This is a genomic window from Kitasatospora nipponensis (assembly GCF_039528135.1).
Lineage (GTDB): Bacteria > Actinomycetota > Actinomycetes > Streptomycetales > Streptomycetaceae > Kitasatospora > Kitasatospora nipponensis.
The window spans coordinates 25387-39018 of the sequence record NZ_BAAALF010000025.1; the positions used below are offsets into that span (position 1 = coordinate 25387).

Annotated in this window: 10 protein-coding genes; 7 read left to right on the forward strand and 3 right to left on the reverse strand. The window is 73.1% G+C overall.

Translation table 11 applies throughout. The annotated features are described in order from the left end of the window. The first annotated feature begins 87 nt into the window (after positions 1-87). The 3 genes from ABD323_RS10260 to ABD323_RS10270 all read left to right on the forward strand — a co-directional run bounded on the left by ABD323_RS10260 (position 88) and on the right by ABD323_RS10270 (position 5457). Positions 88-852 carry a histidine phosphatase family protein gene (locus ABD323_RS10260; RefSeq protein ID WP_344440978.1) on the forward strand — a complete coding sequence of 255 codons (765 nt, stop codon included), beginning with the start codon at positions 88-90 and terminating at the stop codon, positions 850-852. A 445-nt stretch (positions 853-1297) separates the two neighbouring features. Next, a complete protein-coding gene (locus ABD323_RS10265; RefSeq protein ID WP_344440979.1) occupies positions 1298-2845 on the forward strand; it encodes a ricin-type beta-trefoil lectin domain protein in 1548 nt (515 codons plus the stop codon). Between the two features lie 71 nt (positions 2846-2916). Next, positions 2917-5457, forward strand: a complete 2541-nt coding sequence (locus ABD323_RS10270) for an RICIN domain-containing protein (protein WP_344440980.1) — start codon at positions 2917-2919, stop codon at positions 5455-5457. Between the two features lie 199 nt (positions 5458-5656). Here ABD323_RS10270 and ABD323_RS10275 read toward each other — a convergent pair whose 3' ends face one another. Continuing rightward, a complete protein-coding gene (locus ABD323_RS10275; RefSeq protein WP_344440981.1) occupies positions 5657-6394 on the reverse strand; it encodes a TetR/AcrR family transcriptional regulator in 738 nt (245 codons plus the stop codon). Between the two features lie 233 nt (positions 6395-6627). Here ABD323_RS10275 and ABD323_RS10280 point away from each other — a divergent pair, with 233 nt between their 5' ends. Both ABD323_RS10280 and ABD323_RS10285 read left to right on the forward strand, forming a co-directional pair. Further along, complete coding sequence (locus ABD323_RS10280) at positions 6628-7101, forward strand: nitroreductase family deazaflavin-dependent oxidoreductase (RefSeq protein ID WP_344440983.1); 474 nt, start codon at positions 6628-6630, stop codon at positions 7099-7101. 1028 nt (positions 7102-8129) lie between these two features. Continuing rightward, entirely contained in the window at positions 8130-9797 is a 1668-nt protein-coding gene (locus ABD323_RS10285; RefSeq protein WP_344440984.1) for a carbohydrate binding domain-containing protein, read from the forward strand. 108 nt (positions 9798-9905) lie between these two features. Here ABD323_RS10285 and ABD323_RS10290 read toward each other — a convergent pair whose 3' ends face one another. Continuing rightward, on the reverse strand, positions 9906-10853 hold the full coding sequence (locus ABD323_RS10290) for a helix-turn-helix domain-containing protein (protein ID WP_344440986.1): 948 nt from the start codon (positions 10851-10853) through the stop codon (positions 9906-9908). A 92-nt stretch (positions 10854-10945) separates the two neighbouring features. On the opposite strand from ABD323_RS10290, the gene ABD323_RS10295 reads away from it, so the two are divergent. Then, positions 10946-11386 (forward strand): hypothetical protein, encoded by a 441-nt coding sequence (locus ABD323_RS10295; RefSeq protein ID WP_344440987.1) that lies wholly within the window; start codon positions 10946-10948, stop codon positions 11384-11386. After that, positions 11311-11823: a GNAT family N-acetyltransferase gene (locus ABD323_RS10300; RefSeq protein ID WP_344440988.1), complete on the forward strand. Its 513-nt coding sequence runs from the start codon at positions 11311-11313 to the stop codon at positions 11821-11823. Before ABD323_RS10295 ends, ABD323_RS10300 begins: the two co-directional genes overlap by 76 nt. Before the next feature lie 51 nt (positions 11824-11874). Here ABD323_RS10300 and ABD323_RS10305 read toward each other — a convergent pair whose 3' ends face one another. Then, complete coding sequence (locus ABD323_RS10305) at positions 11875-13608, reverse strand: glycosyltransferase family 39 protein (RefSeq protein WP_344440989.1); 1734 nt, start codon at positions 13606-13608, stop codon at positions 11875-11877. Positions 13609-13632: the final 24 nt, after the last annotated feature.

Below are 13632 nucleotides of genomic sequence, written 5' to 3' on the forward strand. Positions count from 1 at the left end.
GGACACCTGGTGGACCCGCCCGCCCACCGGGTGGGCCTGATGCCCGACCCACCCCCACACCCACCGGACCGACGGGGAGCACCGGCCATGCCAGAGCTGAGCACCATCCTCAACGGACACCCGCCCCAGCAGGGCCGGGCCGCCCTGCCGTCGGTGCTGATCGCCACCCGGCACGGCCAGAGCACCGCCAACGTGGAGTTCCAACTGGCCGAGGCCGCCGGGGCACTGAGCGTGCCGATCACCTGCCGGGACGCCGACATCCCGCTCTCGATGCAGGGCCAGGCGCAGGCCCAGGCGTTCGGTCGCTGGTGGGCCGAACTGCCGCCCGCCGACCGGCCGCGCGCGGTCTGGTGCTCGCCGTACGTGCGCACCGCGGAGACCGCGCGGATCGCCATCGCGCAGGCGGCCGGGCTCGGCGCGGTGCCGGTGGGCCTGCCGGTGCGCTACGACGAGCGGCTGCGCGACCGGGAGTTGGGCATCCTGGAGATGCTCACGGCGGCCGCGATCGAGAAGCGGCACCCCGAGGAGGCGGCCCGGCGGCGGAAGATGGGCGAGCTCTACTACCGGCCGCCGGGCGGCGAGAGCTGGTCGGACGTGGCACTGCGGGTGCGCGACTGCCTGCGGGACCTGTGCGCCGAGGAGGCCGGCAGACCGGTGCTGCTGGTAGCGCACGACACCGTGGTGCTGATGCTGCGCTACGTCCTGGAGCGGCTCACCGAGGAGCGCCTGGTGGCGTTCGAGCCGGTGCGCAACTGCTCGGCCAGCGTGTGGCGTTCGGCCCACGACCGGCTGCGGCCGGAGTGCTGGAACGAGACCGACCACCTGGCGGGCGCGGTGACGGTGGCGGACTGACGGACGGCTTGGCGGGTCGACGGGCCGGTGGCCACGCCGGGAGCTGTCCGGGGATACGACGAAGCCCCCGCGGTTGGTGACGCGGGGGCTTCGTCGTATCCCCACATGCGGGCCATGATGCTCGTTTCTGCTCGTTCTGGCGATTGTCTTGACATGAATAAGCAATGAGGCTGCACTGGTTGCGCACCAGACCTCGCTCGGACCATCCCCCTGCCACGACTTCCCCGGCGTCCCCCACGGCCGCCCGGAAGGAGCCTCCGTGCCCCCGGTCCCCCGCAGTCTCCGTCGACTCCTCAGCGGTGCAACGCTGTTGGCCCTGCCACTGGCCGGCCTCGGTACGCCGGCCGGCGCCGCTGCCGCACCAGCCGCAGCATCAGCACCAGCACCAGCCCCCGCATCGGCCACCACACCGGCCGCCGCGCCCGTACTCGCCGCCACGCCGCCCATGGGCTGGAACGACTGGGCGCACTACCAGTGCGACATCACCGAGCAGACCGTCACCGGCAACGCCGACGCGCTGGTCTCCAGCGGCCTGGCGGCCAAGGGCTACACCACCGTCACCGTGGACGACTGCTGGATGGCCGGCAGCCGCGACAGCGCCGGCAACCTGGTCGCCGACCCCGTCAAGTTCCCGCACGGCATGGCCTGGCTGGGCAGCTACCTGCACGGCAAGGGCCTCAAGTTCGGCATCTACGAGGACGCCGGGTCGAGCACCTGCGGCGGCTACCCCGGCAGCGGGCAGCCGCAGGGCGGCGGCGGCGACCACTTCGCCAAGGACGCCGCCTCGTTCGCCGCCTGGGGTGTGGACTACCTGAAGCTGGACGGCTGCAACGTCTGGACCGCCGCCGGCCAGAGCCAGGAGCAGGCCTACCGCCAGGCCTACGACGCCCAGGCCGCCGCCCTGCGCGCCAGCGGGCGGGCGATCACCTTCTCGGAGTCCGCCCCGGCGTACTTCCAGAGCGGCGAGTGGGGCAACCCGAGCTGGTTCTCGGTGCTCGGCTGGGTCGGCCAGGACGGTCAACTGTGGCGCGAGGGCTACGACATCGCCACCTACAACGCCTCCGCTCCGAACGCCTCCCGGTGGGGCTCGGTGCTCTCCAACTACGGCTACAACCGCTGGATCGGCCGCTACGCCAAGCCCGGCAACTGGAACGACCCGGACTTCCTGATCGCCGGTGACGGCGGCCTGAGCGACGACGAGTCCCGCAGCCAGGTCGCCCTCTGGTCGATGATGGCGGCGCCGCTGATCCTCTCCTCGGACGTCGCCCACCTCTCCTCCGCCGCTCTCTCGGCCCTGGGCGACACCGACCTCGTCGCCCTGGACCAGGACAGCGCCGGCCGGCAGGCCGCCGTCGTCTCCAGCAACGGCAGCACCGACGTGCTGACCCGCCCGCTGGCCAACGGCGACCGCGCGGTGGCCGTCCTCAACCGCACCGCCGGCGCCCGTTCGATCAGCACCGCGCTCTCCGCCGTCGGCCTGACCGGCTGCACGGTGAACGCCAAGGACCTGTGGACCGGAGCGAGTTCGAGCACCTCGACGGCTCTGACCGCGACCGTCCCGGCGCACGGCACGGCCGTCTGGCGGCTCACCCCGCAGGGCTGCGCGGCCGCCGTCCCCACCGGACAGTTGACCGGCAACGGCGCCAAGTGCGCCGACGACTCGAACAGTTCGACGACGGACGGCAACCCGGTGATCCTCTACGGCTGCACCGGCAACGCCAACCAGCGGTGGACCACCAACTCCGACGGCACCATCCGCACCCTGGGCAAGTGCCTGACCGAGTCGGGGACTTCGGCCGGCTCCTGGGTGGTGCTCGCCGGCTGCGGCGGCGCCGGACAGCAGTGGACCGCGCGCGCCGACGGCACGGTGGCGAACACCGCCTCCGGCCTCTGCCTGGACGTCTACGGCGGCGGCAGCGCCGACGGCACGCGGCTGGACGCCTGGACCTGCGGTGCGGGCCAGGCCAACCAGGCCTGGTCCCTCCCGCTCTGACCCGCCCCTCGCTCACCGGCCGCCGGGGCCCCATCGCCCGGCGGCCGGTGCCACTCCCGGAGGCCGCGCTCATGATGCGATACCGCTCCACCTCGACGGGCCAGGACCGACCGACGGGCCCGGACCGACCCACCGACCCGCGCCGACCGACCGGTGGCCGTCCTGCCGGGCGGCTGGGACGACCCGGCCGGCTGCTCGCCCGCTCGGTCGGCCTGCCGGTCGCGCTGCTGCTCACGCTCTGCGCGGCGGGCTCGATCCCGGCCGCCGCGCAGGCCCCGACCGGTGCCGGAACCGGCGCTGCCACTGCCACTGCCACCGCGGGCGCCGCGGCCGCGGGCGCACCGGTCACCATCCCGGCCCTCCAGCAGTGGACGGCCCAGGCCGGGTCCTACACGTTCGGCGCCACCAGCCGGGTGGTCGTCGACTCCGCCTACGCCGCCCAACTGACCACCACCGGACAGGTACTGGCCGACGACCTGAGCACCCTCGGCGGCTCCACGGTCAGCGAGGTGAGCGACACCGCCGCCCGCGCCGGCGACCTCTTCCTGACCCTGGGCGGCACCGACACCCGGCTCAGCGCCTACACCCTGACCGTCGGGTCCGCGGTGACCGTCCAGGGCGCGAACGACGACGGGGTCTTCGCCGGCACCCGCAGCATCCTGCAACTGCTGCACCAGTCCCGGACCGTGCCGGGCGGCACCGCGCACGACTGGGCGCAGTACGCCGAGCGCGGGCTGATGGTCGACACCGGCCGGAAGTTCTTCACCGTCCCGTGGCTCCAGCAGGAGATCAGGGACCTCGCCTACGTCAAGATGGACTACCTCCACCTGCACCTCTCCGACACCTTCGGCTTCCGGCTGGAGAGCAGCAGCCACCCGGAGATCACCTCACCCGACCACTACACCAAGCAGCAGATCACCGACCTGATCGCGCTCGGCGCCCGCTACCACGTCACGGTCGTCCCCGAGATCGACATGCCCGGCCACCTCGACGCCGTGCTGGCCGCGCACCCCGAACTGAGGCTGGTCAACAGCTCCGGCACCCCCGACAACTCCTTCATCGACCTCTCCAACCCCGCCTCCTACACGCTGATCAAGGACCTGATCACCGAGTACCTGCCGCTCTTCCCGGCCGCCTACTGGCACCTGGGAGCCGACGAGTACGTCACCGACTACAGCGCCTACCCGCAGCTGCTGAGCTACGCCCGCGCGCACTACGGCGCCGGCGCGACCGCCAAGGACGTCTTCTACGGCTTCGTCAACTGGGCCGACGCGCTGGTGCGGGCCGGCGGGCACACCATGCGGATGTGGAACGACGGCATCAAGTCCGGTGACGGCACGGTGACTCCGAACGCCGACATCACCGTGGACTACTGGTACACCTACGGCCTGACCCCGCAGCAGCTGGTGGCGGCCGGCCACACCGTGATGAACTCCAGCTGGACGCCGACCTACTACGTCTACGGCGGCGCCAAGCCGGACACCCAGTCCATGTACGAGAGTTGGAACCCCGGCGTGTTCCAGGGCGGCGCCACGCTGACCGACCCCGGCCGCAACCTGGGCTCGGTGCTGCACGTCTGGTGCGACAACCCGGGCGCGGAGACCGAGCAGCAGACCGCCTCCGGCATCCTGGCGCCGATCCGCGCCCTGGCCCAGCAGACCTGGGGATCGCCCAAGCCGGTCGCCACCTACGCGGGGTTCCAGCCACTGATCGCCGCCGTCGGCCGCGCACCCGGCTGGCCGGCCGACACCGCCGCCGGCGACCTCGCCCTCGGCCGTCCGGTCACCGTCTCCTCCACCGAGACCGCGGCCTTCCCCGGATCGGCGGCGGTGGACGGAAGTTACGGCACCCGCTGGTCCAGCGCCTACGCCGACCCGCAGTGGCTGCAGGTCGACCTCGGCACCACGCACCTGGTGAACCACGTCAGGCTGAGCTGGGAGGCCGCCTACGCCAAGGCCTACCAGGTGCAGCTCTCCGACGACGGCACCACCTGGAGCACCCTCTACGGCACCACCGGCGGGACCGGCGGCGTCCAGGACCTCACCGGGCTCAACGGCAGCGGCCGCTACCTGCGGATCTCGCTGACCCAGCGGGGCACCGGCTACGGCTACTCGCTCTGGGAGGTCGAGGCGTACCAGGACCCGGCCGGCCCGCAGCCGCCCGCCGCCGGCCACAGCTACCGGCTGACGGTCGCCTCCAGCGGCAGTGCGGCGGACGTCAACGGCGGCTCGACCAGCCCGGGCGCCCCGGTCATCGAGTACCACCCGACCGGCGGCGCCAACCAGCAGTGGACCCTGCAGGACGCCGGCGGCGGCGTGTTCCACCTGGTGTCGGTCGGCAGCGGGCTCTGTCTGGACGTCTCCGGATCGTCGGTCGCCGACGGCGCCCAGGTGCTGCAGTGGACCTGCACCGGCAACGCCAACCAGAACTGGACGCTGCGCGCGGCACCGGGCGGCGGCTACACGGTGACGGCGCAGCACTCCGGCAAGGTGCTGAGCGTCGGCTCGGCGAGCGCCGGGGGCGCGGCGGGGTCGACGGCGGACGGTACGCCGATCGTGCAGTCCACGGCCACCGGCGCGGACTGGCAGCGCTGGACGTTCACGGCGGTGTAGCGGCGCGGCGGCGCAGGGGCCGAGCGGCGCAGCGGCGCAGGGGCCGAGCGGCGCAGCGGTGTAGCGGCCGAGCGCGGCCGACGCGGGCGCGTGGTCGGGGCGGATGCCCCGGGCGCGCGCCCGCGTCGTGCTGCCGCGCGGGCCGCACGTCGCCGTGCACCGCTCGCCGCTCGCCGCTCGCCGGTACGGCTCGCCCGGTTCAGCCCGCGGGTGGCGGTTCCGGGAACCCGAGGAAGTCGGCCATCTGCTCGACGGCGTGCACGAAGAAGGCGTCGGCCGGGTCGGCGGTACCGTCCAGGTGCCCGAAGAGCTCGAAGCTCACCATGCCGAACAACTGCGTCCAGGCCACCATCGCGCGCGCCACCACGCTCTGCGACAGCTCGGGCGCGTACTGCGCGCACACCTTGGCCAGCTGCAACGACAGCTCGGGAGGCAACTGGCGCCCGGGGATCGGGTCCAGCCGGCCCACCGCACCGCGGAGCACGCCGAGCAGCGCGAGCGGGAGGCGGGCCGCCGAGGCGATGGTCTCCGGCGGAGCGTGGTAGCCGGGGACGGGGGTGCCGTAGATCAGCGCGTACTCGTGCGGGTGCTCCCGAGCCCAGCTGCGGACCGCCCCACAGAGCGCGCGCCAGCGCGGCCGGGCGGCGAGGGCCTGCTCGGCGCGGGTGCTCCCGCGGGGCGGGGCGGTCGCCGCCAGCGCCTGCTCGACCCGCTCGGCGAGGTCGTCGTAGGCGTCGATGATCAGGGCGGTCAGCAGGTCGTCGCGACTGGGGAAGTAGCGGTAGAGGGCGGAGGACGCCATCCCGAGGGCCCGCGCGACGGCCCGCAGCGAGAGCTGCTGGGCGCCGTCGACCGCGACCTGGCGCCGCGCCTCCTGCTTGATCTCCCTGGTGAGCTCCTCGCGGGCGCGCTCCCGGGCGGTTCGAATCGCTGCCATGGCCTCAGCGTGCCATAGATCGGGAGCAGCGCACTGGATTCGGATCGGCGCACCGCAAGGAGAGCGGCAATCGCAAGTGAGAGCGATAGTCGCAAACGAGAGCACTGCTCTTGACTCGGCAGTGCGCCGGTGCCAGAGTCGAAAGCAGAAACGAGAGCAGTGCTCTCGAATGCGATTGCCGCTCTCGTCAATGATCGCCGCTCACAGTTCTCCGCCGCTTCGAGGAGCTTCCGATGACACAGGCATCTCCGGCCGACACTCCCCGCTACGTCTGGACCGGCAGCCGCGCCGTGACCATCGGCAACAGGATCGTCGCGGCGCTCACCCGGGCCGGCCTCAGCCTCTGGGGCTCCCGGGTGCTCGCGGTGCGCGGCCGCAAGAGCGGCGAGTGGCGCACCACCCCGGTCAACCTCCTCACCCACGAGGGCGAGCGCTACCTGGTCGCACCGCGCGGCCACACCCAGTGGGCGCGCAACCTGCGCGCGGCGGGCACCGGCGAACTGCGGGTCGGCCGCCGCACCGAGACCTTCCACGCCACCGAACTGACCGACGACGCCAAGCCCGCCGTGCTGCGCGCCTACCTGCGGCGCTGGAAGTTCGAGGTCGGGATCTTCTTCGACGGCCTCGACGCCGACGCCCCCGAGGCCGACCTGCTCCGCGTCGCCCCGGGCTACCCGGTCTTCCGCCTGACCTCCGCCGCCTCCTGACCTCCGCCACCTCCTGGCCGGCGACCCTCCGCGACAGCCCTCCCCGACAGCCCTCCCCGAGGGATCTCCCGGCCAGGCGCGCCGTCCCGCCGGCGCCCGCCGTCCCCTGGCCGCCGGCGCCACCCGCGAGACCGCCCCCGCCACGCCTCGGCGGGGCCCGTCACCATGCCCGGCCCCGCTCGGCCGCCCCCACCCCACTCACCTCCGCGAGGCCCACCCGCTCCCGCCGGCCCCGGCCCTCCACACGCCCTGGCGGATCCACCGCCAGTTGACGGCGCAGGCTACGACCGGGCCGCCGAGCATGGACAGCATCCACAGCCCCACACTGGCCGGCGAATAGACGTAGTACTGCCACTGGTCCGGCAACAGCAACGGGCAGAGGAGGAGAGCGACCAGTGCCACCCAGGTCGCGATCCAAGTGATCACCACGCGCGCCGCAACGTCCATACGTCCCCCGGTCCGAGCTCGTCACATCCCGACGGCGGTGGGAACTCCCCAAGGCTCAGCGCAGGAGATCTCTGCCGTCATATTTGAACGTGTTCAATATAGTGCCGGGCCGCCCTGAGCAAGGATCAGGGGCGTCGGTACGTGGGGCGACTGCTGATCACCGCCACTCGGCTCAAGTCGCGCCCACCCGCCCGGACAGGCCCGAAAACGCGCCTCCAGCGGGAAAACGGCTCGTCAGGCATCGAGGGCGACCCTCGCACCGCTCGCCAGTGGTCCAGACCTGACGGTGCACCAAGTCGCCAAGTGGTCCAGACCTATTGACGGGCCCCGCCACCCCTCCTACGATCCGGTCCGGCACAGCCCCACATGTCCCCACCTCACCCAGAGCCGGGCGTCACGCCCCCACACGCGTCGGACACGTCCACGGCGCTCGGCGGGAATTGGAGCACCACATGTTCCGTCGGAGGTCACGTACGTCACGCCCGTCGGGCGATGTCCACCCTCGTCCGGAGCCCGGCCGCGTCGAGGGCGGCCGGGCCGGGAGCGAACCGCTCCGAGCACCTCGTCCGCATCGGGCGGCCGTGGAGCGCGCACCGCAGGCGACCCGGGCCGGCCACGCCAAGGACGGACCGACCGTCCTGGTGCGCTCCCTCGCCGGGGTGAGCGCCGCCGCCGTCATCGGCACCGGCATCGCCGTGGTCGGCTCGGTCACGGCCGGAGCCGCCACCCCCAACCTGGTGGCCAACCCCGGTTTCGAGAGCGGGCTCTCAGGATGGAGCTGCTCCGGCGGATCCGGCACGGTCGTCAGCAGCCCGGTCCACTCCGGTGCCGCCGCGCTCCAGGCCACGCCGGTCGGCTCGGACAACGCCCAGTGCACCCAGACCATCAGCGTGCAGCCCAACTCCCCGTACACGCTGAGCGCCTACGTCCAGGGCAGCTACGTCTACCTGGGCGCCACCGGCACCGGCCTCACGGGGAACCCGTCCACCTGGACGCCGAGCAGTTCGTCGTACAGCCAGCTCAGCGTCAGCTTCACCACCGGAGCGAACACCACCTCGGTGACCGTCTACCTGCACGGCTGGTACGGGCAGCCCGCGTACGACGCGGACGACGTGTCGCTCACCGGGCCCGGCGGCAGCAGCCCCACGCCGACCACCCCGCCCCCGACCACCCCGCCGCCCACCACCGCACCGCCGACCACTCCGCCGCCCACCACTCCGCCCCCGCCGACCACCCCGCCGCCCACCACTCCCCCGCCGACCACCGCCCCGCCCACGACCCCGCCGCCGGGTGACACCTGCCCCACGAAGCCCCGACCGGCCGGCAAGGTGCTGCAGGGGTACTGGGAGAACTGGGACGGCGCCTCCAACGGCGTCCACCCCGGCATGGGCTGGGTCCCCGTCACGGACAGCCGGATCGCCGCGAACGGCTACAACGTCATCAACGCCGCCTTCCCGGTGATCCTCTCCGACGGCACCGTCCTGTGGCAGGACGGCATGGACACCAACGTCAAGGTCTCGACCCCCGCTGAGATGTGCCAGGCCAAGGCGGCCGGGGCGACGATCCTGATGTCGATCGGTGGTGCCGCCGCGGGCATCGACCTGAGCTCCAGCACCGTCGCCGACAAGTTCGTGGCGACCGTCGTCCCGATCCTCAAGAGGTACAACTTCGACGGGATCGACATCGACATCGAGACCGGCCTGTCGGGCAGCGGCAGCATCACCACGCTGTCCGCCTCGCAGGCCAACCTGGAGCGCATCATCGACGGCGTGCTGGCCCAGATGCCCGCGGGCTTCGGCCTGACGATGGCGCCCGAGACCGCGTACGTCACCGGTGGAAGCGTCACCTACGGGTCGATCTGGGGCGCCTACCTGCCGATCATCAAGAAGTACGCCGACAACGGCAGCCTCTGGTGGCTGAACATGCAGTACTACAACGGCAGCATGTACGGCTGCTCCGGCGACTCCTACCAGGCCGGTACCGTCCAGGGGTTCACCGCGCAGACCACCTGCCTGAACAACGGCCTGGTCATCCAGGGCACCACGATCAAGGTGCCGTACGACAAGCAGGTGCCCGGCCTGCCGGCCCAGTCCGGCGCGGGCGGTGGCTACATGGCGCCGAGCCTGGTCAGCCAGTCGTGGAACGCCTTCGGGGGCTCACTGAAGGGGCTCATGACCTGGTCGATCAACTGGGACGGCTCGAAGGGCTGGACCTTCGGCGACAACGTCAAGTCCCTCCAGGGACGTTGACGCCCAGCTGACCCCCGCCGCAACCAACCACCACGAACATGGCCGGGCCCCGGAGCACCCTCCACGCTCCGGGGCCCGGCCACGTCAGGACGTCAGGACGTCACCACGTCAGGACCCGCCGAACGCCCGGCGGTAGGCCAGCGGCGTGGTCCCCAGCCAGCGGCCGAAGTGGTGGCGCAGGGTGGCCGCGCTACCGAAGCCGACCCGCTCCGCCACCGCCTCCACGGGCGCGCTGGTCTCCTCCAGCAACCGCTGCGCGTACAGCACCCGTTGGCCGATCAGCCAGCGCAACGGCGTGGTGCCGGTCTCCTGTTGGAACCGCCGGGCGAAGGTACGCGGCGCCATGTGCGCCCGGGCGGCCAACTGCTCGACCGTCCAGTCCCGTTCCAGCTCCGCGCGCATCCAGTCGAGGATCGTGCCGAACGCGGCGCACTCTTCGGTGGGTAGCGGCCGGTTGACGTACTGCGCCTGCCCGCCCTCACGGTGCGGCGCCACCACCATCCGGCGGGCGATGCCGCGGGCCACCTCCACGCCCTGCAGCCGGCGGACCAGGTGCAGGCAGGCGTCGATCCCGGCGGCGGTGCCGGCCGAGGTGATGACCGGATCGTCGTCCACGTAGAGCACGTCCGGCTCGACCGTGGTCCGCGGGAACCGTGCGGCGAGCTCGGCCGTGTGGCGCCAGTGCGTGGTGCTGCGGCGGCCGTCCAGCAGTCCGGCCGCGCCGAGCAGGAAGCTGCCGCTGCAGATCGACAGCACCCGCGCCCCGCCGGCCACCGCAGCCACCAGCGCGTCGAGCAGCTCCGGCGGATGCTCCTCGCGCAGGCCGGTGGCCGCGGCGATGATCAGGTCGGCCTCGGCCAGCCGCTCCACGCCGTGCGGGACGTTCACCGAGAAGCCGGCGTGCGTGCGCAGCTCACCGGGCCGGTCGGAGGCGAGCGCGAAGTCGTAGACGGGCAGGCCCTCGGCGCTGCGGTCCAGGCCGAAGATCTCGCAGGCCACGCCCAGTTCGAACGGGTGCACCTCTTCCAGGACCACCGCGACCACGTTCTTCAGCATGCCGCCAGCCTACCGATGATGTGGCAGTAATTCGACGGAGATAGTCATTGCTGCCACTCGTGCGTCTGCCGACCGGTGCCGAGAGTGGAGGCATGACCTCCTCCTTGCTGGCAAGCACCATCGGCGTCCTCGGCGCGGTCGGCGGATTCGGCCTGCTCGGGCTGCTGCTCGGCCGGGACCTGGACCGCACCGGCCGGCACGGGCGCGACAACTGGCACCGCGGCGGCGGCTACCCGCACGACCCGGACCGTCCCGACCGCCTGCACGCGGCCACCCCCGTCACCGGCCACGCCGCCCCCGCCGCTCGCACCGCCCCCGTCCCCGCCCCTCGCGCGGACCGCCCGGGCCGCACGGACCGCACGGGCCGCACCAACCCCGCCGACCGCACCGCCCCCGTCGACCGCCTGCGCGGCACCCTCCCCGCCGCGTCCGACCTGCGCTTTGGCACACTGGCCCGATGGACATCCTCATCCGCCCCGCGGACGAACCCGACCTCGGTCCCGCGGGCGAGGTCACTGTCGAAGCCTTCGTAGGGGACGGCCACACCAGGCCCGACGCCGAGTACGTCCACCTGCTGCGCGACGCCCGGCGCCGGGCGGCCGAGGCCGAACTGCTGGTCGCGGTCGACCCGGCCGACCTCTCGCAGGGGCCGTCGGGCCGGGTGCTGGGCTGTGTGACCTTCGCGGTCGGCGGCACCGAGTGGGCCGACATCGCCACGCCCCAGGAGGGCGAGATCAGGATGCTGGCCGCCGCCGCCCAGGCCCGTGGCCGGGGCGTGGGCGAGGCCCTGGTGCGCGCCTGCGTGGCCCGCAGCCGCGAACTGGGCCTGACCGGCATGGCCTTCTCCACCCGCCCCGGCATGGCGGCCGCCCACCGGATCTACGAGCGGGTCGGCTTCAGCCGCGCCCCGGAACGCGACTGGCGCCCGCGCCCGGAGATCGAACTCTGGGTCTACAGCATGACCCTCTAGCCGCCGACGGCTCGACCCCGGTGGCTCGACCCGGCGGCTCGACCCGGCGGTTCAGCCCTTCGGCTTCGGCTTCGCCGGGGTGCGCTCCAGCAGGATCACCCGCAGGTTGGGCAGCCGCGTGGTGCTCACCGTGTGGAACTGCTTGAGCTCCTTGGCGACCTTGTCGTTCACCCCGCCGTAGGGCCGTCCGTCGTTGCTGCCCAGCAGCAGCCAGATGCGCTGGACCCCGGCCATGCAGGTGGCCGGCTGGTAGCACTCGATGGCCCCGAAGCTCTGCGCCTGCTGCGGGGTCCTCTCCAGCAGCGTGTCGTCGGGGGCGGGCTTGCCGCGCAGCTCGTACGCGATGGCGCGGCGGGTGGAGGTCCCGGGTTCGAAGATCATGCCGTCGCCGGGGTGCATCCCGGCGCTGATCACCTTGGCCGCGCCCCGGGTGTCCTGCTCCCAGGTGAGGTCGTCGCGCGTGGTCGCCTGGGCGGGCCAGGCGACCACCGCCGCCGCCACGAACGCGGCGGCCAGCGGCAGCGGTCCGACCAGCCAGCGCGGCGGGGTGCGCGAGGCGGTCAGGGGGGCGACCAGTCCGGGCAGCCGGCCCACGGCCGCGGCCACCAGCAGGGCCCAGCCCGGCACGGTGAAGAGCAGGTAGCGGTCCAGGAAGAGGTGCAGCCAGGAGGCGGTCAGCACGGTGACGACCACCGGGAAGACCACCCAGCAGGCGAGCAGGCCGATCGGCTGCCGCAGGGCCAGCAGGCCGAGCAGACCGAGCAGGCCCAGGACCAGCATCGACCAGCCGAGTGGCTCGGATCCGGCCAGCTTCAGCGGGAGTTCGCCCAGGTCGTGCCAGCTCTTGGTGTTCCAGGAGATCTGACCGCTCTGCCGCGCCCCCAGGACGACGACCGGGCTCAGCAGCACGGTCGCGCCCGCGGTGGCGATCGCCCAGCGGCGGGGCAGCGTCCAGGCCCAGCCGGAGCGCTCCTTGCGGGCGGTCGACAGGACGAGCAGCAGGTGCCCGGGCAGGATCGTCAGCGTCACCAGGTGGGTCAGGCCCATCGCGACGACGCTCAGGGCGTAACCGCTCCAGGTCAGCACGGTCGGGCCGGACCACCCGGGCAGCCGCAGGCCACCACGACGCGCGGCACCGGCCGCAGCCCCACCACCGGCGGCAGCAACCCCAGCCACACCAGCAGCCCCACCCGCACCCGCACCCGCACCCGCGAGCAGGGGCCGCTGCACGATCCGGGTCAGCACCAGCGTGCTGATCACGGCGGCGAGCACCGCGAAGGCGTACGGACGGGCTTCCTCGCCGTACCAGGTGATGCCCGGGCAGAGCGCGAACAGCAGGCCGGCGAGCACGCCCAGCCGGGGCGACAGCAGCCGGCGGCCGAGCAGCGCGACGCCGGCGGCGGCGGCCGTGGTCGCCAGCGCCGAGGGCATCCGCAGGGCGGCCTCGGAGTTGCCGAAGACCGCCGTCCACCCGTGCATCAGCACGTAGTAGGGCGCCAGCACCAGGTCCATGTGCGAGATGAGGTCGCCGAGCTGACCCCAGGTCAGGTTGGCGGCCCACCAGGTGGCGTGCTCGTCCCGCCACAGCTGCCGCTGCCCGATGCCGTAGCAGCAGAGCAGCAGAGCCAGCAGCGCCGGCCCGGCGGCGATCCCCGCCGTGGCCCGCCAGGCCGCCCGCCCCGCGGGCTCGATGACCGCCCCACCGGGCGGCTGCGACGGCTGCGGCTGCGGCTGCTGGTGCGGCTGGTGGAACATCGGCAGCTGCTGCACGGGAGCCTGGGGCACGGGAGGCTGGGGCACCGGAGCCTG

Excerpts from the sequence above, each read along its gene's own strand:
- ABD323_RS10260 (WP_344440978.1), top strand. The coding sequence starts at position 88 with ATGCCAGAGCTGAGCACCATCCTCAACGGACACCCGCCCCAGCAGGGC.
- ABD323_RS10265 (WP_344440979.1), top strand. The coding sequence starts at position 1,298 with ATGGGCTGGAACGACTGGGCGCACTACCAGTGCGACATCACCGAGCAG.
- ABD323_RS10270 (WP_344440980.1), top strand. The coding sequence starts at position 2,917 with ATGATGCGATACCGCTCCACCTCGACGGGCCAGGACCGACCGACGGGC.
- ABD323_RS10275 (WP_344440981.1), bottom strand. The coding sequence starts at position 6,394 with ATGGCAGCGATTCGAACCGCCCGGGAGCGCGCCCGCGAGGAGCTCACC.
- ABD323_RS10280 (WP_344440983.1), top strand. The coding sequence starts at position 6,628 with ATGACACAGGCATCTCCGGCCGACACTCCCCGCTACGTCTGGACCGGC.
- ABD323_RS10290 (WP_344440986.1), bottom strand. The coding sequence starts at position 10,853 with ATGCTGAAGAACGTGGTCGCGGTGGTCCTGGAAGAGGTGCACCCGTTC.
- ABD323_RS10295 (WP_344440987.1), top strand. The coding sequence starts at position 10,946 with ATGACCTCCTCCTTGCTGGCAAGCACCATCGGCGTCCTCGGCGCGGTC.
- ABD323_RS10300 (WP_344440988.1), top strand. The coding sequence starts at position 11,311 with ATGGACATCCTCATCCGCCCCGCGGACGAACCCGACCTCGGTCCCGCG.